This window comes from Roseateles sp. SL47 (assembly GCF_026625885.1).
In the GTDB taxonomy this organism is placed as follows: Bacteria; Pseudomonadota; Gammaproteobacteria; order Burkholderiales; family Burkholderiaceae_C; genus Roseateles.
Genome location: NZ_CP113068.1, coordinates 3,681,751 through 3,699,659 on the forward strand (window position 1 = coordinate 3,681,751; position 17,909 = coordinate 3,699,659).

The 17,909-nt window shown below is 68.3% G+C and carries 15 protein-coding genes; 5 read left to right on the forward strand and 10 right to left on the reverse strand.

What is annotated here, in order from left to right:
* Positions 1–39 precede the first annotated feature (39 nt).
* Entirely contained in the window at positions 40–1,755 is a 1,716-nt protein-coding gene (locus OU995_RS16315; RefSeq protein ID WP_267831066.1) for an asparagine synthetase B family protein, read from the reverse strand.
* A 173-nt stretch (positions 1,756–1,928) separates the two neighbouring features.
* Here OU995_RS16315 and OU995_RS16320 point away from each other — a divergent pair, with 173 nt between their 5' ends.
* Together OU995_RS16320 and OU995_RS16325 are read left to right on the forward strand one after the other, a co-directional pair.
* Entirely contained in the window at positions 1,929–3,035 is a 1,107-nt protein-coding gene (locus tag OU995_RS16320; RefSeq protein WP_267831067.1) for a glycosyltransferase, read from the forward strand.
* The gene (locus tag OU995_RS16325; RefSeq protein WP_267831068.1) at positions 3,032–4,162 is read left to right on the forward strand and encodes a glycoside hydrolase family 99-like domain-containing protein; all 1,131 of its coding nucleotides are present in this window, start codon (positions 3,032–3,034) and stop codon (positions 4,160–4,162) included. Before OU995_RS16320 ends, OU995_RS16325 begins: the two co-directional genes overlap by 4 nt.
* A 3-nt stretch (positions 4,163–4,165) precedes the next feature.
* Here the strand turns inward: OU995_RS16325 and OU995_RS16330 are convergent, their stop codons facing one another.
* Genes OU995_RS16330 through OU995_RS16370 form a run of 9 tightly spaced genes read right to left on the reverse strand, consistent with a single transcriptional unit; the run spans position 4,166 to position 13,805 of the window.
* Positions 4,166–5,566: a 3-deoxy-D-manno-octulosonic acid transferase gene (locus OU995_RS16330; protein ID WP_267831069.1), complete on the reverse strand. Its 1,401-nt coding sequence runs from the start codon at positions 5,564–5,566 to the stop codon at positions 4,166–4,168.
* The gene (locus tag OU995_RS16335) at positions 5,559–7,031 is read right to left on the reverse strand and encodes a lipopolysaccharide biosynthesis protein (protein WP_267831070.1); all 1,473 of its coding nucleotides are present in this window, start codon (positions 7,029–7,031) and stop codon (positions 5,559–5,561) included. The genes OU995_RS16330 and OU995_RS16335 overlap by 8 nt, the downstream gene beginning before the upstream one ends.
* Positions 7,028–8,122, reverse strand: coding sequence for a GNAT family N-acetyltransferase (locus OU995_RS16340; protein ID WP_267831071.1), 1,095 nt, complete (start codon positions 8,120–8,122; stop codon positions 7,028–7,030). Before OU995_RS16340 ends, OU995_RS16335 begins: the two co-directional genes overlap by 4 nt.
* The gene (locus tag OU995_RS16345; protein ID WP_267831072.1) at positions 8,119–9,465 is read right to left on the reverse strand and encodes a glycosyltransferase; all 1,347 of its coding nucleotides are present in this window, start codon (positions 9,463–9,465) and stop codon (positions 8,119–8,121) included. The genes OU995_RS16340 and OU995_RS16345 overlap by 4 nt, the downstream gene beginning before the upstream one ends.
* A 16-nt stretch (positions 9,466–9,481) precedes the next feature.
* Positions 9,482–10,663, reverse strand: a complete 1,182-nt coding sequence (locus tag OU995_RS16350; RefSeq protein ID WP_267831073.1) for a DegT/DnrJ/EryC1/StrS family aminotransferase — start codon at positions 10,661–10,663, stop codon at positions 9,482–9,484.
* Positions 10,660–11,460 (reverse strand): hypothetical protein, encoded by an 801-nt coding sequence (locus OU995_RS16355; RefSeq protein WP_267831074.1) that lies wholly within the window; start codon positions 11,458–11,460, stop codon positions 10,660–10,662. The genes OU995_RS16350 and OU995_RS16355 overlap by 4 nt, the downstream gene beginning before the upstream one ends.
* Before the next feature lie 12 nt (positions 11,461–11,472).
* On the reverse strand, positions 11,473–12,603 hold the full coding sequence (locus OU995_RS16360) for a hydrolase 1, exosortase A system-associated (RefSeq protein WP_267831075.1): 1,131 nt from the start codon (positions 12,601–12,603) through the stop codon (positions 11,473–11,475).
* Positions 12,604–12,647: 44 nt separating this feature from the next.
* Complete coding sequence (locus tag OU995_RS16365; RefSeq protein WP_267831076.1) at positions 12,648–13,535, reverse strand: hydrolase 2, exosortase A system-associated; 888 nt, start codon at positions 13,533–13,535, stop codon at positions 12,648–12,650.
* Positions 13,536–13,553: 18 nt separating this feature from the next.
* Positions 13,554–13,805 carry an acyl carrier protein gene (locus tag OU995_RS16370; RefSeq protein ID WP_267831077.1) on the reverse strand — a complete coding sequence of 84 codons (252 nt, stop codon included), beginning with the start codon at positions 13,803–13,805 and terminating at the stop codon, positions 13,554–13,556.
* A 121-nt stretch (positions 13,806–13,926) separates the two neighbouring features.
* On the opposite strand from OU995_RS16370, the gene OU995_RS16375 reads away from it, so the two are divergent.
* From OU995_RS16375 to OU995_RS16385, 3 genes are read left to right on the forward strand one after another with little or no spacing between them, the layout of a single operon-like run.
* Complete coding sequence (locus OU995_RS16375; RefSeq protein WP_267831078.1) at positions 13,927–15,609, forward strand: acyl-CoA ligase (AMP-forming), exosortase A system-associated; 1,683 nt, start codon at positions 13,927–13,929, stop codon at positions 15,607–15,609.
* Positions 15,596–16,852, forward strand: coding sequence for a pyridoxal-dependent decarboxylase, exosortase A system-associated (locus tag OU995_RS16380; protein ID WP_267831079.1), 1,257 nt, complete (start codon positions 15,596–15,598; stop codon positions 16,850–16,852). The genes OU995_RS16375 and OU995_RS16380 overlap by 14 nt, the downstream gene beginning before the upstream one ends.
* Before the next feature lie 13 nt (positions 16,853–16,865).
* Entirely contained in the window at positions 16,866–17,903 is a 1,038-nt protein-coding gene (locus OU995_RS16385; protein ID WP_267831080.1) for an acyltransferase family protein, read from the forward strand.
* Positions 17,904–17,909: the final 6 nt, after the last annotated feature.

The window sequence follows — 17,909 nt, forward strand, 5'->3', positions numbered from 1 at the left end:
CGAAGCGACTGGGGGGCCTACGCCCTCGACTGGGGGGCCCTAACTCCTATAGTTGGGACGATGGCCCCGCAGCCACTGCTCCAGCATGATCAGGATCCAGACCATCTCCCCGTAGTACCCGGGGTGTTCCGGCAGCCGCTGCTTCAGCAAACTCTGGATGAAATCCGCCCGCACGATGCCGCGTCCGGCCAGGCTGCCCAGCGAATCCGCCGCCAGCGCGCCCAGCCCCGCATCCCGCGTGGCCCACACGCCAAACGGCAGCCCAAACCCCTGCTTCTTCTTCGTGATGATCTCGTCCGGCAGGAAGCCACGCAGCGCCTCCTTGAAGAACCACCGCAGCTGCAGCCCGCGCAGCTTGAACGACGGCGGTAGCCGCTGCGAAAACGCCAGCAAGCCGTCGTCCAGCATTGGAAATCCGACCTGCATGCCCGCCAGCCCCGTGGTGCCCACCACCTTGGGCAGGTCGGTATCCGCCAGCGTGTAGCGCCAGTCAAACGCCAGCATCCGGTCCACCAGATGGCCGGCCTTGGTGGCGCCCCACACCTGCCGCTGCTGTTTCTGCGGCGCCAGCGTGTCCACCCGCCGCAGGAAGTCCTGCTCCAGCACCTGCGCCTGACCCAGCCGGGTGAGCAGGTTGTAGCTCTGCAGCCGGTCCGGCATGGGCACGCGCGCCTGGTCGATATAACTCGCCCCCTTTTTCAGCAGGGGCAGGCGCCCCAGTGGCGACCCCAGCACCGGCTCCAGCAGGCCGCTGCGCAGCGGCCCGGGAATGCCGTCATACCAGGAGAACACCGTCTGCTTCGCATACCGGGTGTTGCCGCCAAACAGCTCGTCCCCGCCATCCCCGGCCAGCAGTCGCCGAACGCCATCGTCATGGGCCACCCGGGCGCAGTAATAGGCGGGCAGGGCGGAACTGTTGCCAAACGGCTGGTCGTAAAACGTGGCGACTTTGGTGATGCCGTCCACCAGGTCCCGGGGCGTCACGTAGTACTCGTGATGGCGGCAACCGAAGTGCTTGGCGGCAATCCGCGCAAAGGCCATCTCGTCATAGCCCTCGGCCTCGAAGCCGATGGAGTAGGTGTCCGCCGGGCGGCCCGCCACCTGGCTGATCATGCCGGCCACGGTGGAGCTGTCGGTACCGCCGCTCAGGAAGCAGGCCGCATCCGTGCCGTCCAACTGTCGGCGCACCGCGTTCTCCAGCAGGCCCAGAAATTCCTGCTTCAGGCTGCCGAGGTCCGCCACCGGCTCAGGATGAAAGCTGGGCACCCAGTACGGTTGCACCCGCAACTGCCCGTGCTCGAACACCGCCACATGGCCGGGCGGCAGGCGAAACACATCCCGGAAGATGGTGCGAGGGGCGGGGATGACGTGGAAGTAGAGGTAGTCGAACAGCGCCTGCGGGTCCAGCTCGGCCGCGACCAGGCGCCCGGACTCGTCCGGCACTTCCGCCAGGGCATCTGCCCGGGTGGCGAAATGCAGCTGCTGCCCCACCACGCGGTAACACAGCGGTTCAATGCCGAAGCGGTCTGTGGCCAGCACCGTGCGGCCCTCCGCCTGGCGCCAGCCGACCGAGAACCGGCCGCCCACCTGGGCCAGCGACTGCGCCGGGTCGGGCTGCATCAGCAGGGCCTGCCAGGGGCGGGCCAGCGCCGCAGCGTCGTCAGCGCCAGGCCGGGCCAGGTCATCGACCGCACCCGTCAACGAGGCCGGGAACCGAGGCTGACCGGAGCAGAAAAACGAGTCGCGAACTGACATGGGCCTCCCGAAGTGCGCGGCGATTATCAGCGTGCCCCTGCCTGGGGCGTCCCGCAAAGCCGTCCATTCCACCCATCTTGGGGGCATGGCTGGGGTAGTGTTCCCCCGAATGGGGGCGGGTGCGGCCTGACAATCGCCGCTTTCGCGCCCGGGTGCGGTGCGAGGAGTCCGTCTTGCAGGTTCACTGGTTACCTCATGCCTATAACCCCGCGTATGCCGGGGTGCGACTGCGTTGCCTGATCCCTCAGGGGGAGCTGGCGCGCCAGGGTGTGGTGTCGCGGTTGCTGCGGGAGGGCGACCCGTTGCCCGGCACCGGGCTGGTGGTGGTGCAGGCCAAATGGCTGCTGGACGCAGGCAGCCCGGAGCGTTTGCGCGAGCGCAGTCAGCAACTGCGGCGCGCCCGTGAAGCGGGTGCCACGCTGGTGCTGGACAGCTTTGACAACTATTTTCTGAATGAATCCGGCGATGCCGACCGGGCGCGCCTGCTGGACGCCTATCGGGACAGCCTGCCGATGTTCCAGGCGTTCACCGTGTCGTCCCCGGGGCTGCAGCCGCTGCTTCAGGCGCAACTGCAAGCGCTGGCTCAAGGGATTCCCGGCACTTCGGTGCAGGTGGTGGGCGATCCGGTCGAAACCCCGGACGCCCTGCGGTCCTATGAGTCGTGGCCTCGCCGCATGCATCCCGGGCGCTGGGCCGGCCACTGGCGCGCCTGGCGAGAGCTGCAGGAGCATCGGCAGGCGCGGCAGCAGGCGCGGCAGTTGCTGTGGTTTGGCAATCACGGCAGCGCCTATGCGGCGGGCGGCATGGCGGAGCTGGAACGCATCATCCCCTTGCTCAACAGCGTGGCCAAGCAGCAGCCCCTGCGGCTGACGGTTGTGAGCAACTCCGAGCAGCGCTACCGGGAGGTCATGGCGTCGGCCACCTTCGCCCACCGCTACCGTCCCTGGGATCGGCTTCATTTCCTGCGCTTGCTGGGCGAGCAGGACCTGGTGCTGCTCCCGGCGCGGCTCACCGCCTTCACAGTCGCGAAAAGCAACAACCGCATGCTGCTGGCACTGGCCCAGGGCGTGCCGGTGATGACCGACGCCTTGCCCGACTATCTGCCCTGGCGTGACTTCTGCGCCATCGATGACTGGGACCGACTGGCACGACATGTGCGTGACCCTTCCGAACTGGCGGCCCGGGCGAGCGGGGCCATGCCGACCATCGCCAGAGACTATTCCGCCGCCGCCATTGCCCAGCAATGGCACGACACCTTGATGAAGATACAGCGACGATGAATGATTCGACCGGCACCCGCCCGTCCTCTTCCCCGCAGGACCCCCTGCTGATTGCCATCGTGCTGCCGCAGTTTCATCCGATTCCGGAAAACGACGCGTGGTGGGGCAAGGGCTTCACCGAGTGGCGCAATGTGGCCAAGGCCCGGCCGCTGTACAAAGGCCATCACCAGCCGCAACTGCCGGCCGATCTGGGGTTTTACGACCTCCGGCTCGCGCAGGCCCGGGCCGCACAGGCCGATCTGGCGCGGCAATATGGCATTGGTGGCTTCTGCTACTACCACTACTGGTTCCATGGGCGCCGCCTGCTGGAGCAACCGGTGGAGGCCATTCGGGCCAGTGGCGAGCCGGATTTCCCCTACTGCCTGGCCTGGGCCAATGAGCCCTGGACCCGCGCCTGGAACGGTCTGGACCGTGAAGTGCTGATGGCTCAGCAGTACAGCGCCGAGGACGACGAGGCGCACATCCGCGCGCTGCTGCCGCATTTCCGGGACCCGCGCTACATCCGGGTGGCGGGTCGGCCGCTGTTCATCGTCTACAAGGCCGACCAGTTGCCGGACCCCCAGGCCACCTTCGGCCGCTGGCGCGAGATCGCCCGTCAGGAAGGGGTGGGCGAGCTGACGCTGGCGCAGTTCGAATGGAGCGGTGCGGGCTCCGGCAGCGACATCCGGCAGGTGGGCCTGGACCTGTCCATTGAATTTGCACCAGACTGGCGGCAACTCGGCGGGCGGCATTTCACCGGCTGGAAGTCGCGTCTGGCGATGCAACTGGGGCTGCTGCCCAAGGCCTATGGGCAACATCAGTTTTATGACTATCAGCGCATGGTCGACAAGGTGCTGGCCAAGCCGACACCGTCGTATCCCTTCCTGCGCTGTGTCAGCCCCGGTTTTGACAACAGTGCCCGCCGTCCGCAGGGCGCCACCGTGCTGATGAACAACAGCCCGGCCGCCTACCAGCGCTGGCTGGAGTCCGCATTGCGCTGGACGCGGGACCATCAACCGCCAGACCGCCAGGTGGTGTTCATCAACGCCTGGAATGAATGGGCGGAAGGCAACCATCTGGAGCCCGACACCCGGGATGGGCATGCCTACCTGGCGGCCACCCTGGCGGCCCGACAAGCCAGTCGCTGACCGCTAAGGGCCGACCCAGGCCGCGCAAGCCTGCTGATGGCGCGCCACAGATCCACGCATGGATGCCAGCACTTCTTCGGTGCGGTGCAAGTCGTCCTGAATGGCCGGTGAGCCCGTCATCGCGGCGTGCCAGTAGGCCAGCAGCGATGCTTTGTCGGTGCAGGTGTGCAGCACGCCCTGGTCGCGCAGCAGCCGGTAGACCGGGTAGGAGGGATAGGTGGTGTTCCACCCGTCCTGGATGGTGAGCGGTTTGCCCAAGCCCAGCGGCTCCAGCACGTTGTGATCCACACCGACGTGAGCCACACTGGCGGCGGCATAAAAATCCCGCAACTCGCCGACGGTGTCCAGCACCAGGCAGTTCACCTCAGGCGCTAACGGCGCATCCGGCACGGCGGAGCGGCGCACCCAGCGCAGCCCCCGGGCGTCTATCTGCGCCAGCAGGGCCTGCAGCCGCTCCTTGTTTTCAGGATGGCGGGGCGCCAGGATCAGCAGCGCCGTCGGATGCTGCGCCAGCAGCTGATGGAAGGCGCCCAGCACTGCCTGCTGCTCGTGCAGTTCGGTCACGCAGCCGCCCACCACCGTGGGTCGCTGACCGTCGATCAGGGCGCCCAGCAACACGGGGCTGCGCGCTTGCGACACCTGCCAGTGCGGCCGCTGCATCGCATCGAACTTCATGTTGCCGGTGACATGGAGCCGGTCGCGGGGGGCGCCGCGCTCGGCCAGTGCGGCGGCGGTGGCTGGGTCCTGCACACACAGCACATCCAGCGCCTGCAGAAAATCGCGCTCCAGCAGGCGCCGCTCCATCTGGTCCAGCCGCGCCGGGGGGGCATAGTGATACAGCCAGCCATTGAGCAGCAAGGTGGCCGCGCCGCTGCGGCGTGCCTGGCGCAGGAAGGCATAAGAGAAGCGGCACGGCGCATCGGACGGCAGGCAGGGAATCTCCGCCAGGGCCAGCACCTGCGGCGGCAGTTGCTCGGCCAGTCGGCGGGCGTCGTGGCTGTGGCCTCGGCTCAGGCACACCACCGCACCCGGCAACCGGGCCAGATAGGCGTCTTGATAGTGCGCATGTTCGGTGATCAGCACCGGCCGCAGATCCGGCCGCTGGGCCACCAGCCATTCCAGCATCGGCGCCACCGCATTGAGTTCACCGATGGTGGTGATGTAGAGCCACAGCGCCGGGCCGCGCGCCTGCGGATCGGACAGCGAAAACACGCCCTGGGTGTTGTTGCCCCGCCAGTCGCTGAGTTGCTCCAGCGCGCGGAAGGCGGCCCACCGCAAAGCTTCGCCGGGGCCGGCGGATCGACCCGTGCGGCTCTGCCGGGGTTGGCCCGGCTGGGAGGGCGGGACCGGGGGTGAAGGGGGGGCAGGGCGGCCGGGCGCCTGGTCGGTGAGGGCTTCAGGCATGGCGACTCCGCAAATGGCTCAGCGCGCGGCGCACTTCACCCATCACCGGGTGATGCAGCCAATGGGCGCAGGCAATCCAGGACAGGGTGCCGGCGGCGATGCAGACCAGCAGGCGCGGCAGGAGCGGCAGCGACCATTCGGCGCAGGCCAGCTCGGCCAGCGCCAGGCCGGCACAGCAGCCCAGCGCCAGTTTGGCGCTCGCCCAGCTCGGCGCAAACAGCTCACGCGGACGGGCCTGCAGCACCGTGGTCAGATGGTGGGTGTAGAGCAGGGTCTGCACCAGATTGCCAATGAGGAAGACGGCGGCAACCGCCTGGAGGCTCCAGAACGACGCCACCAGCACACATGCCAGATGCAGCGGGCCATACCAGAGGGCCACGGTGAGTCGTCGTTTGACGTTCCCGGTGGCGGCCAGCGCGTTGGGCGCCAGCACGGTCAGTGCATAGGGCAGGGCGGCGATGGCCAGCAAGGTGGCCAGCGGTGCCGCCTCCACCCACTGCGCGCCAAACAGCAGGGCCAGCACATCGTGCGACAACAGCGCAACACCCCCAAAAAACGGCCAGGCCACGCCGCTGTAGATGGCCGTGCCCTTGGCATAGGGGGCCACCAGGCTGTGTCCGGCGCGATGGTCGGCCGCAAAAGCGGGTGTCGCCACCCGCAGCACGGCCGAACTGACCGTGGTGGCCAGCAGGTCGATCAGCCCGGTCGCCCGGCTGAACAGGCCCAGCGAGGTGAACCCGAACTGCTTGCCGATGATCAGCTCATGCCCGTTGCGGGAGCCGGATTCCACCAGCCGCGACGCCGTGAACATCGCGCCAAAGCGCAATTGCCGGCCTGCCCCGCGCAGACGGGGCCACAGCAGGGCCTCGCGCGGGCGCAGCCACACCAGGATCACCACCTGCATCGCAATGCCCGCCACCGGCCCCCAGGCCAGGCTGAGCGCACCATGGCCATGCCAGGCCAGGAAGATGCTGGTGGCGGCATTGGCCAGGTTGGCACTGACCTGCACCACACAGACCGTGTGAAAGGCCATCTCCCGGTTGAGCAGTGCAAACGAGGGCGACGCCAGCGGCAGCATCACGAAGTTGAGGCACAGCACCAGCAGCAGGTCAGCCAGCAGGGGCTCGTGGTAATAACTCGCCAGCAGATGGCGCCCGAGGAAGATGATCAGGGCCAGGCCCCACGCCATCATCAGCGTGATGGTGAAGGCGCTGCGCAGCTTGTCCCGGTCCAGTTCGCGCTCCTGGATGAGGTATTCGGACACGCCGAAGTCGCGCAAGATGGACGCCAGATTGGTCACCACGGCGCAGAGCGAATACACGCCCACCTGCGTGGGTGTGAGCAGCCGCGCCAGGATCATCGTGCTGGGCACGGTGATCAGCAGGCTGAGATAGCGCTCGGCAAACGACCAGGCCAGGGCGCCACGGACGGACTTGGCAGCGTCGGAGGACTTGGGGGCGGTCATGAAGTGGACGCCTCCGCCACCGGGGGCGCCGTGGCTTCCAGGGCGGGGGCTGGGGCGCCCTGCCGACGAGCCAGCGCCCGGTGCAGCGATTGAATCCATCCCCAGCGGTAGCGGGTGCCGTGGTAGATCTGGCGGGTGTGGGCCGTCCAGCGGGTGTGCCACTCCATCACCTTGCCGTAGAACTCGATCCGCCGGAGGGCCCCACCGGCGGCTGCGTCGGCGAAGAGTTGTTCAAACTGCTGCTGGCGCATCAGCGTGGAGGGGGACACCGCCTTGTGCGCTTCGTCATAGGCGGTCTTCAGGATCACGATGCGGTCGCCGCAGAGGATGCACAGGTCCATGGCCACCACCTCGTCGTTGAAGCGATATTGATAGAGCCGGGCGCGCCCCTGCCGGCAGAAGTTCTGCAGCATCGCGAGGTAGAAGGCGTATTGGGGATGTCCCGGTGCGATGGCCGTGCCTTCGTTGCCCTTCCAGCCACTGGCCTCCAGGCGGCCGTAGTGGGCCAGCGCCGGCGCCACGTCCTCCACCGTGGTCAGGCATTCCAGGCGCGCCTGGATGCCGGAGGTCTCCAGCTTCTTCTGCTGCTTGCGCAGGTTCTGGCGCAGGTTCTTGCCGCGCGCTTCCCAATAGGCGTCGAATGGGCCGTCGATGTCGACCCACGCGGTGTTGATGTAGTCCTGGCTGCGCCAGTGTGATGTGTCGGCCGGCCGGGGGTGAAACAGGCTGTCGAGCTGGGTGATGCCCACGGCCAGCGCCAGGGGCGGCAGGGCCCGCGTCAGGTCGGCGGCCAGGGGTTCCAGCGCGGCCCCCGGTGCGCTCAGCCAGGCACCCAGGGGGAGCTGGGAGGGTTGGAAGGTGGTCCATTGCCCGCGGCGGCCTTTGACCAGAATCGCAGCGGCCGTGGGCGCCTGCACCGGCCCGTGCAGTGCCAGCAGCTCACGGCCACTGCCAAAGGCGGCCAGCAGAGGCTGGATGAAGCCGCTCTCCAGGAAGGGCAGGCCCGTCACACGGGCCTGCAGGGTGTCCCAGGCGGCGGCATGCGCACCGAAGGCTTCGGCGGTGGGCAGGGGATGAATCGTCCAGGTCATGGGCGGGCTCGCTCAATGTGGGGTGGGGGCTGCTCGATCGGCTGGCCCAGCCGTGCCTCGTCCAGCACCTGCGCCAGCTCGGTGGTGCGGGCGCGGCGGGAGGATTGGCGGATCACGGATTCGTCCGGCAGCAAGGGGTGAGGCTGGGCCCAGTCGTCCAGGAAACGGTGCAGCGCCGCTTCAATGGCGACGCCATCCTCCAGCGCCGCCATGTCGGGCAGGCCGGCGCGGCGCATCAACTGGGCGGTGTCGCCCGCCGGGTCCGCCAGGGTCAGGATGGGACGGCGGGCGCGCAGGTATTCATAGGCCTTGGCTGGGATCTGGTCATTGCAGTCGCGCGACTGCAGCAGCAACAGGCCATCGGCGCGCAGCATCTCCGCGAGTGCGTCGACATACGGCAGCGCTGGAAGCACCTGCACCAGATCTGCCACGCCGTGCTGCTGCGCGAGTTGGCGCACAAAGTCGTCATGGGCGGTGGCCCGCAGGCGCAACTGGAAGCTGGCCGCGGACAGTCGGCCTGCGGCCTTGGCACGCGCCAGCGCCTGGAAGAGCCCGGCAGGGCTGCGCCAATCGGGATAGACCACGCCGCTGTGCAGCAACACACGAGGGCCGGCAGTGGCGGCGCTTGTTGTGCTCAGGCGTGCATCGACGAAGTCGCCGCGCATCGGCGGCTGTTCCTGCCCGGATGGGTGTGCCGGCGCCTGCGCTGCGGCAAATGCCTCTTCGCTGTAGCCGTTTTCGATCACCCGCAGGCGGTCGGCACAGGCCGGGTATCTCGCCGCATACAGGCGGGCGGCCCCCGGCGTGGTGAAGGTCATGCGCCGCGCGCGGCTGAAGACCTGGCGCTCGACCGCTGCAAAGCTGCGCCACAGCACCGGATCGGCCGGGTAGCCGTCATGGGCCATGGGGTCACGGAAGTCCGCCACCCACGGGATGCCGGTGAGCCGCGCCAAGGCATGGCCGATGCGATGGGCGGTCGGAATGGGATAGGTGCTCCAGAGCACGTCCGGCCGCTGCTGGCGGATCATGGCCAGCCCGGCGGGCACGGCACCCAGCATCCAGCTGTTCCAGCGGTCCGGCCGCGCCATCCAGCCGGGATAACGTCCCGCCAGGGACAGATGCCGGGCCGCATCCAGCCCAAAAGCCTGGCGCACCGTCATGCCGGACGGCACTTCCTCCAGCAGATCGCTCGCAGCATGCTCATAGGCGCGCGGATGCACGGTCAGCACGCTGGGCCACCAGCCTTCTTCCGGCAACTGCTGGGCAAAGCGCAGGGCCCGTTGCACGCCGCTGGTCCCCGCCATCGGCGGGAACTGGAAGCTGATCATCAGCACACGTTTCATGGCGAGGGCGGGGCGCTCATGGGCCAAACAGGCGACGCACCTGCACCACGATGGTTTCCATCTCCTGCTCGCTGAGGTCCTGGTGACAGGCCAGTTGCAGCACATGGTGAGACCAGTCCACGCCCATGTCGCCATCCAGCTGCGGCACGCCGGGCCAAAGCCGGTCCCAGCGCGACACGGGGACGCCGAGACGGCGCATCTCCAAATAGCCCGGGTCCGGCGTGCGGACCCAGAGCGGGAAGACATACGGCGCGCTGTCGGCGGGCAGGCGTGGCATGAGCGGATGGAAGCCCTGGCTGCCGCGCAGGGCCTGCAACAGATGCTCGTAGTGGCGACGCCGGGCCTGGACGATGCGTTGACGGGGTACGCCGGTCGCCACCCAGGCACTGGCACGGGTCAGTGCCCGATGGGAGAGGGGCAGGTCGATCAGCCCCATGTTGGCATCGAGTGCGTCCTCGGCGGGGGCCCCTGCGGACGCAGTGTCCGTGGACGGCGCCGATGAGCGCCGCATCAGGCCGCGCAGGGCAAAAGCACCGCGGATCAGCCCGTTCAGGCCGGTCAGCCGGTCATGGCTGGCCCCCATATGCAGGATGTCGGCAGCGGCCTTGACCTGCTGGAGGGGAGGCACGGGTGTCAGCGCGGGCAGTTGCAGGTCCGGCCGGTTCAGCGCCAGGATGCCGCCTTCCGGCGCGGGGAAGAATTTGGTGAGGCTGGCAATCGCGACGTCGCCCCAGCCGCCCACCGGCCGCGTGCCGCTGCGGCCGAACATGGCATGGGCACAGTCCTCGATCAATGCAATGCCGTGGGCATCACACCAGGCGCGGTTGGCTTCCATCGGCTGCGGAAGGCCGAAGTAATGCGTGGCCAGCATGGCCTTGGCGCGGCGGGGTGCGTGGGCGTCCAGCCAGTCCAGCTGTGGTGCGCCGTGGGCATCGATGGGATAGAACACCGCCTGCGCCCCCAGCGTCAGCACTGGCGCCACCATCGTGGGGCAGTGGTAGGTGGGGAGCAGCACCACATCGTCCGGCCCGACGCCGACACATTCCAGCGCCAGCAGGATGGCCGCCCGGCCACTGGTGCTGAGCTGATGGCGTGGGTGATCCAGCAGGCTCGGCAGCGCAGCGTCGCGCCCACCACGGAAGGTCTGCCAGCCCATGACGGGCAGGCGAGGGGCCAGCGGGGAGGCAGGGCTGCTCATGGAAGCTTGGTGGTGGCGGAAGCCGAAGCGGGAGCCGACGCTGACGACGAAGCCGACGCCGACGCCGACGCCGACGCCGACGACGAAGTGGCCGGCGCGGAAGCCCCATCCGCAGGGACGTCCACATCCGCCGGCCAGCGGTTCATGGCCTGCAGCCGCTGACGCAGCGCGGGATGCCGCATGCCGGCGGCGTAGCTGCGCCGGGCGGCATCCACCGCCATGTCCACCTCGTTCAGGTCCAGTGCCACCATGCCCAGGTTGTAGATGGTGAAGGCGTTGTCGCCCACATGTTTGGCGGCCTCCTGCAACTGCACCCGCGCATCGGCGGTGCGCTTGTTCTCGTTCAGGTAGGTGGTGTAGAGCAGCCGCGCAATGGCATCCTCCGGGCGCCAGACCAGCGCGCGGCGGAAGTAGCAATCCACGGTGTAGCGGGCCTCTGGCGGCTGGGCTTTTTTGGTCAGCTCCCCATAACGCATCATCGCCACCAGGGCCCGGTGATGGTTGGGGAAGGCCCGCAGCGTGTAGTCCAGGTCGCTGCCGATGCTGCCGCGCTTGCAGCGGTAGAGCGCTTCGCAGGTGTCGATGAAGTGGGCACCTTCCACCAGTTGCAGCGGCGACATTTCCTTGGACACCGGGTCGATGGGAGGCAGGTCCTTCCAGTCGCGATAGTCATGCGGGCCGTAGTTGTTGGCCAGGCTGCCGCAGCCGGCCAGCGTCTGCGCACTGCTGTGTGCCATCAGCATCACGCCAGCCATGGCCATCAGCCACTGGCGTGCGGTGCGGGACCTTCCTTGCATGCAAATCTCCATTCAGTCCGCCGCCGAGGCGGGCAGGGGGCACTGGGCGTCAGCGGCCGGCTGGGACGCATGCGACGCGTGCGTCGCCTTGGTCATTGGGGCCGATGAGGTGGATGAGGCGGATGATGCGGATGAGGCCGGTGCCCGGCCTTGGCCACCTGCGGCCACAGAAACGGCAAAGGACAAGGTCCAGGACTCCACCTGAGCCCGCCACGCGGCGCTGGCAAAGGTGTGATCCGCTTCGGGCAGGTCTTCCCGGCGCAGGAGGGGGCGCTCCAGCAGGCCCTGCCAGGCGGGGCCTCCGGTGCGGCAGCGGTCCAGGAACTCCTTGGCCACCAGATCGTCGCCAGAGAGCATCAGCAGGATGGGGCCTTGAAACTCGCGCAGGCCAAGCGCCATGCGCTCGATGTAGTGCAGGGGGCGGTCCGTTCGACTGGGGGGCGATGCGCTGCGCGTCTGGCTGATCTTGCCCAGCAGTTCACGCACCGCCGACAAGCCAACGCCGCCACTGAGCAGCTTGCGCCAGAACGACCCCTGGCGCAGGCGGTCCCAGTAGTAGTGCCGCACCTGCGCGCGCGCCAGGCTCTCGGTGGTGCGCACCCAGGGGTTGGCCAGGCACAGGCCGGCGACGCGGGGATCCTGGCGGCGCTGCACATACAGCAGCGCAGCGGAGGCCGCATCACACAGCCCCCAGATCAGCACCCGCCGCAGGGCCGGGCGTTCCTGCTGCCATTGGTCGATGGCGGCTGAAATGTCGTCATCAATCTGCTCGAAGTCGCGGGCCTCCCCGGTGGCGTCGCCCATGCCGCGATAGTCGATGCGCAGGCAGGGAATGCCGCCGGTGGCCAGCGCACGGCCCAGCAGGGTGAACTGGCGGTGGCAGCCCACCCGGTATTGGGGGCCGCCCACGATCAGCAGCACCCCCAGGTCTTCCGACATCACGCATGGGTGGGGGTTCGGCGCCTGATCAGGCGCCGGGGCCTGCGGGTGTTGCGGCCGCTCGGTGGTGGACCGGAGCGTGGCAGATGCAACGGCGGGTTCGGTCAGGATGGCCAGGAGGTGCTCGCCCTGGCAGGCGACCGTCAGCACGGAATCGCGATAGCTGCTGCGGCAGCTGTTCGGATCGCTTATGGGATCGCTCATGGGATCGCTCATGGGATCGCTCGCGGGACCGCGCGTCAGATCCTTCATACGGTGGCTCCCCCAGCACTCTGCCGCGCCGTGGCTGGCGGCTTCGATGCGTTCAGCAGGGCCTGGACACTGGCGTCGATCAAGGCCGGTGCCACTTCGATTTCAGTCGCCGCCCAGAAGGAAGGGCCCTTCACCGCTGCGGCCTGCACGTGACAGCCGGCCGCTTGCCAGGCCGGAACGGCATGGGCGCCTGCGGGAGACAAGGCGGGCTCGTCGCGCAGGCTGGTCTCCAGCCAGATGACGTCGGCATAGCGGCTGTCGGGCTTGAGCTGCGCCTGTTCCAGCCCTCGGGCGAGGGCGGGCGACAGCGCATAACCGGCCACCTCCACCGGCTGGTCCTGCTCCAACTGCGCGCGCAGGGCCTGCATCTGCCCCTTGGCCTGGCCACCGACCAGATCGGCCGCCAGCTTCAGCCGCAGGAACTGCTGCAGTTGCAGCTTGCCTGCCGCCACGGGTTGCCACAGCATCAGATTCAATGGGCGCAGCGGGTGCGCCGCCAGCGCCGGGGCCAGCAGGGCGCCCGAACGCACGCCCCAGAGCCACAAGGGCAGGGCAGCGGTGGTGGGCCCACTGTGCATCGCACCCAGCCAGTCCGCCGCCAGGCGCATGTCGGCCTGCCAGTCCTCCCAGCCCGCGTCGCCAAAGTCCCCGCTGCTGTCGCCACAGCCCAGCAGGTCCATCATCAGCACCTCAAAGCCAGCGGCCGCAAAGGCCCGGCTGGTCAGCGCCAGCATCCGGCGGGATTTGTTCAGTTCCTCGGTGAAGGGCGGCAGCAGCAGCACCTGCCCCAGGGGCGTGTGGACGCCCTGCGCGGCATGGAAGACGCACAGTCGCTGGCCGCGTGGGCCGGCATCCAGGAAGAAGCTGCGGCACGCGGCGGTCATGGCCGGTCTGGGCGCCGCTCAGGCGGCCAACTTGCCGTTCAGGAAATCCGTCAGCGCACCCACCGTGGCGAAGGTGGAACCATCGATTTCGTCATCGTCCACAACGATGCCGAACTGTTCCTCCAGTGCGGTGATCAGGCTGACAACGGCCATGGAGTCCAGCTCCGGAAGGGCGCCCAGCAGGGCCGTATCCGGGGTGAAGGACTTGGCGCGTCCCTCCAGGCTCAGGACGTCGTCCAGAATGTCCAGCAGATGTTCTTGTGTGTTCATGTCGGCTGGAATCTTAACCGTCGGCCCCTTCACACACGCCCGCCAAACGCCCCCCCATCCCAAGGGGAGGCCCCCAGGAGCGTGCAGTCGTTCCGGGAGCGTGCATGAGATACTTTTTTCCATGCCTGCCCTCGACAGCCACCTGCTCCCGCACCTCATCCGGTCCAGCGCCGACCGCAACCCCGCAGCCCCCGCGCTGCGGGACGGTGCCCGCCTGTTGAACTACGGTGATTTGGCCACCCAGGTCGAGGCGCTGGCCCATGGGCTGCTGTCGCTGGGCCTGGGGCGTGCGGAGCGGGTGGGCATCTACCTGGACAAGCGGATCGAAACCGTGGTGGCCAGCTTTGCCGCGCCGGCCGCCGGGGCGGTGTTTGTGCCCATCAACCCCATCCTGAAGGCCGAGCAGGTCGGTTTCATCGTCCGGGACTGCGACGTGCGGGTGCTGATCACCTCGCGGGAGCGGCTGGCAGCCTTGCAGCCGATGCTGGCGCAATGCCCGTCGCTGCGGCATGTGGTGCTGGTGGACCCACCGGCAGAGGTCAGTGGGGGGACAGGCGCGGGCAAGGGTGCGGCGACTGGTGCGGCGACTGGTGCGGCCCCTGGCGATGGGGCGGCACCCTTCCCCTGGCTGCGTTATTCGGACCTGCTGGAGGCCCCCGCCCGCGCCGGCCATCGTGTCATCGACACCGACATGGTGGCCATTCTCTACACCTCCGGCTCCACCGGGCGGCCCAAGGGGGTGGTGCTGTCCCACCGCAACATGGTGGCTGGGGCCCGCAGTGTGGCCAGCTACCTGGGCAACCATGCGCAGGACCGTCTGCTGGCCGCGCTGCCCTTGTCCTTTGATGCCGGTTTCAGCCAGCTGACCACCGCCTTCCATAGTGGCGCGTCGGTCACGCTGCTCAACTACCTGATGCCGCGCGACGTGCTCAAGGCGCTGGAGCGCGACCAGATCACCGGCCTGACGGCCGTGCCGCCGCTCTACATCCAGTTGGCGCAGCTGGAATGGCCTGCCGCCGTCCAGCAGCATCTGCGCTATTTCGCCAATACCGGTGGCCGCATGCCGCGCGAGACGCTGGGCCTGCTGCGCCAGCGGGTGCCGTCCGCCCAGCCCTTCCTGATGTACGGTTTGACTGAAGCGTTCCGCTCCACCTACCTGCCGCCGGAGGAGGTGGACCGCCGCCCCGATTCCATCGGCAAGGCCATTCCCAACGTGGAAATCCTGGTGCTGCGCGAAGACGGCAGCCCCTGTGCGACGGATGAGCCCGGAGAACTGGTCCATCGCGGGCCGCTGGTCGGCCTGGGCTACTGGAACGATGCGGACAAGACCGCCGAGCGCTACAAGCTGCTGCCGGCCGGTACCGCCGGCCGCGAAGCCGGCCTGCAGCTGCCGGAATACGCCGTGTTCTCCGGCGACACCGTGCGTATGGATGCCGAGGGCTTTCTCTACTTCATCGGCCGTCGGGACGAGATGATCAAGACCTCGGGCTACCGCGTCAGCCCGACCGAGGTGGAAGAAATCCTCTACGCCACCCAACTGGTGGGCGAATGCGTGGCCTTTGGTGTGGACCACCCCACGCTGGGCCAGGCCATTCAAGTGATTGCCACCCCGGCGCCCGGTGCCGGCGTACTGGACACCGCCGCCGTGCTGGTGGCGTGCCGCGCACGCATGCCGGCCTACATGATCCCTGCCGGGGTGTTGGCCCGTAGTGGCCCGCTGCCCCGCAACCCCAATGGCAAGATTGATCGCAAGCTGCTCAGCACCGAGTGGATCGCGGCACTGGAATCCGATGCAAAGTCCTGAGACCCCGGCCGGCAAGGTGCCGCCGCAGCATGCGCCCCTGGAGCAGTTTCCGGTGGTGGACGGCCAGTTGCAGGTCGGCGGCCAACCCCTGTCGCGGCTGGCCGATCGCGTGGGCCGCACGCCGTTTTATGCCTATGGCCGTCACCAGTTGACGGCGCGGGTGCAGGCGCTGCGGGCGGCGCTGCCGGCCGGCATCGAGCTGCATTACGCCATGAAGGCCAATCCGATGCCGGTGCTGGTGGCGCACATGGCGGGCCTGGTGGACGGCATCGACGTGGCCTCGGGCGGTGAACTGCAGGTGGCGCTGGATGCGGGCGCGGACCCCCGCGAGATCAGCTTCGCCGGGCCGGGAAAAAGTGAACCCGAGCTGCGGCAGGCGCTGGCCGCTGGCATCCTGATCAACATCGAATCCTTCCGCGAGGTGGATCTGCTGGCGCGGCTGAGCGAGGGGACGGGTTATGCCGCCCGCGTGGCCGTGCGCGTGAATCCGGACTTTGAGCTGAAGTCCTCCGGCATGAAGATGGGGGGCGGGCCCAAGCAATTTGGGGTGGATGCGGAGCAGGTGCCCCAACTGCTGCAGTTGATCGCGGCGGCCGGCCTGGGCTTTGAAGGTTTCCATCTTTTTGCCGGCTCCCAGAACCTCAAGCCGGACGCCATCATCGAGGCCCAGCAAAAGAGCTTTGAGCTGGCGCTTCGTCTGGCCGAATCGGCCCCCGCTCCGGTGCGGGTGCTCAACCTGGGCGGCGGCTTCGGCATTCCGTATTTCCCTGGCGAGCAACGGCTGGACCTGGCGCCCATAGCCGCCAACCTGGCCGCCCTCCAGGCGCGGGCCGCGCAGGAGATGCCCGGCGCCAGGTTGGTGATCGAGTTGGGGCGCTACCTGGTGGGTGAGGCCGGTGTGTATGTCTGCCGCGTGGTGGACCGCAAGGTCTCGCGGGGACAGGTCTATCTGGTCACCGACGGTGGGTTGCATCACCATCTGGCCGCTTCCGGCAACTTCGGCCAGGTCATCCGCAAGAACTACCCGGTGGCCATCGGCAACCGCATGGGCGGTGAGCCGGAGCCCGGGGTGTCGGTGGTGGGGCCGTTGTGCACGCCGCTGGACCTGCTGGGCGAGCGCATGGCCCTGCCGCATGCCGAGCCCGGTGATCTGGTGGTGGTGTTCCAGTCCGGTGCCTACGGTGTCAGCGCCAGCCCGCAGAACTTTCTGAGCCATCCGCCCGCTGCCGAGGTGCTGGTGTGACGCGGCTGCGCCTATGAGCAGCCACGGACCCCGGCTGGCTCAGCTGGACGCGCTGCGCGGCCTGGCGGCACTGCTGGTGGTGGGCTTCCACTACACCACGCGGTTCGATCAGCTCTACGGACACCCCACGGCGCCGCTGGTGTCGCTGCCGTGGGGCCATTACGGGGTCAACCTGTTCTTTATGATCAGCGGCTTCGTCATCTTCATGAGCCTGGAACGCACCCGCCGGCCGATGGACTTCCTGGTGTCGCGGTTCAGCCGGCTGTATCCGGCCTACTGGGGCGCATTGCTGTTGACCTTCGCGCTGACGCATCTGCTGGGCCTGCCCGGCAAGACGGTGGGGTGGACCACGCTGCTGGTGAATGTGACCATGCTGCAGGAGCTGGTGGGGGTGCCGCATGTGGACGGGGTCTACTGGACCTTGACCGTCGAACTGCTGTTTTATGCGTGGGCGCTGCTGAGCTGGCTGCAAGGCGGTGGCCAGCGTCTGTGGCAGTTGCTGTGGCTCTTCCTGGCCGTGCGCGTGGTGTATGTGCTGGTCGCCGCGTTCGGCTCGGTCGACCTGCCCTGGTTGCTGCAGCGCTGGCTGCTGCTGCCCTACATCGCCTGGTTTGCGCTGGGCGTTGCGGTGTACCGACTGACGCAACAAGACGCCGTGCCTGCACCCCCTGCACGTCTGGCCTTGGCGGCGGTGGCCGTGATCGCCTTGGCGAAGGGCATTGGCGTCGGCCTGCTGGCCGTGGGCTGCTTTGTGCTGCTGCGCGGCGCCGCCCAGGGCCGATGGCGCTGGCTGGAGCATCCGATGTGGTTGTGGCTGGGCAGCATCTCCTACACGCTCTACCTGCTGCACGAAAACATCGGCTGGGCCCTGCTGCTGCGTCTGGAAGCCCTGGGCCTGCCGCCGACGGTGGCCATCCTGGTGGTGCTGGCCGTGTCACTGGGGCTCGCCCATGGATTGACCCGGTGGGTGGAGCAGCCGGCGATGCGCTGGATTCGCAGCCGTTATCAACAGTATCGGCTGCGGCATGCGGCCGTCGTGAGCGGTGGCTGAGCGCGC

What these genes read in the sequence shown, in the direction of transcription:
- OU995_RS16315 (WP_267831066.1), bottom strand. Translation starts at nt 1,755, where the DNA reads ATGTCAGTTCGCGACTCGTTTTTCTGCTCCGGTCAGCCTCGGTTCCCG.
- OU995_RS16325 (WP_267831068.1), top strand. Translation starts at nt 3,032, where the DNA reads ATGAATGATTCGACCGGCACCCGCCCGTCCTCTTCCCCGCAGGACCCC.
- OU995_RS16330 (WP_267831069.1), bottom strand. Translation starts at nt 5,566, where the DNA reads ATGCCTGAAGCCCTCACCGACCAGGCGCCCGGCCGCCCTGCCCCCCCT.
- OU995_RS16335 (WP_267831070.1), bottom strand. Translation starts at nt 7,031, where the DNA reads ATGACCGCCCCCAAGTCCTCCGACGCTGCCAAGTCCGTCCGTGGCGCC.
- OU995_RS16340 (WP_267831071.1), bottom strand. Translation starts at nt 8,122, where the DNA reads ATGACCTGGACGATTCATCCCCTGCCCACCGCCGAAGCCTTCGGTGCG.
- OU995_RS16345 (WP_267831072.1), bottom strand. Translation starts at nt 9,465, where the DNA reads ATGAAACGTGTGCTGATGATCAGCTTCCAGTTCCCGCCGATGGCGGGG.
- OU995_RS16350 (WP_267831073.1), bottom strand. Translation starts at nt 10,663, where the DNA reads ATGAGCAGCCCTGCCTCCCCGCTGGCCCCTCGCCTGCCCGTCATGGGC.
- OU995_RS16355 (WP_267831074.1), bottom strand. Translation starts at nt 11,460, where the DNA reads ATGCAAGGAAGGTCCCGCACCGCACGCCAGTGGCTGATGGCCATGGCT.
- OU995_RS16360 (WP_267831075.1), bottom strand. Translation starts at nt 12,603, where the DNA reads ATGAGCGATCCCATAAGCGATCCGAACAGCTGCCGCAGCAGCTATCGC.
- OU995_RS16365 (WP_267831076.1), bottom strand. Translation starts at nt 13,535, where the DNA reads ATGACCGCCGCGTGCCGCAGCTTCTTCCTGGATGCCGGCCCACGCGGC.
- OU995_RS16370 (WP_267831077.1), bottom strand. Translation starts at nt 13,805, where the DNA reads ATGAACACACAAGAACATCTGCTGGACATTCTGGACGACGTCCTGAGC.
- OU995_RS16375 (WP_267831078.1), top strand. Translation starts at nt 13,927, where the DNA reads ATGCCTGCCCTCGACAGCCACCTGCTCCCGCACCTCATCCGGTCCAGC.
- OU995_RS16380 (WP_267831079.1), top strand. Translation starts at nt 15,596, where the DNA reads ATGCAAAGTCCTGAGACCCCGGCCGGCAAGGTGCCGCCGCAGCATGCG.
- OU995_RS16385 (WP_267831080.1), top strand. Translation starts at nt 16,866, where the DNA reads ATGAGCAGCCACGGACCCCGGCTGGCTCAGCTGGACGCGCTGCGCGGC.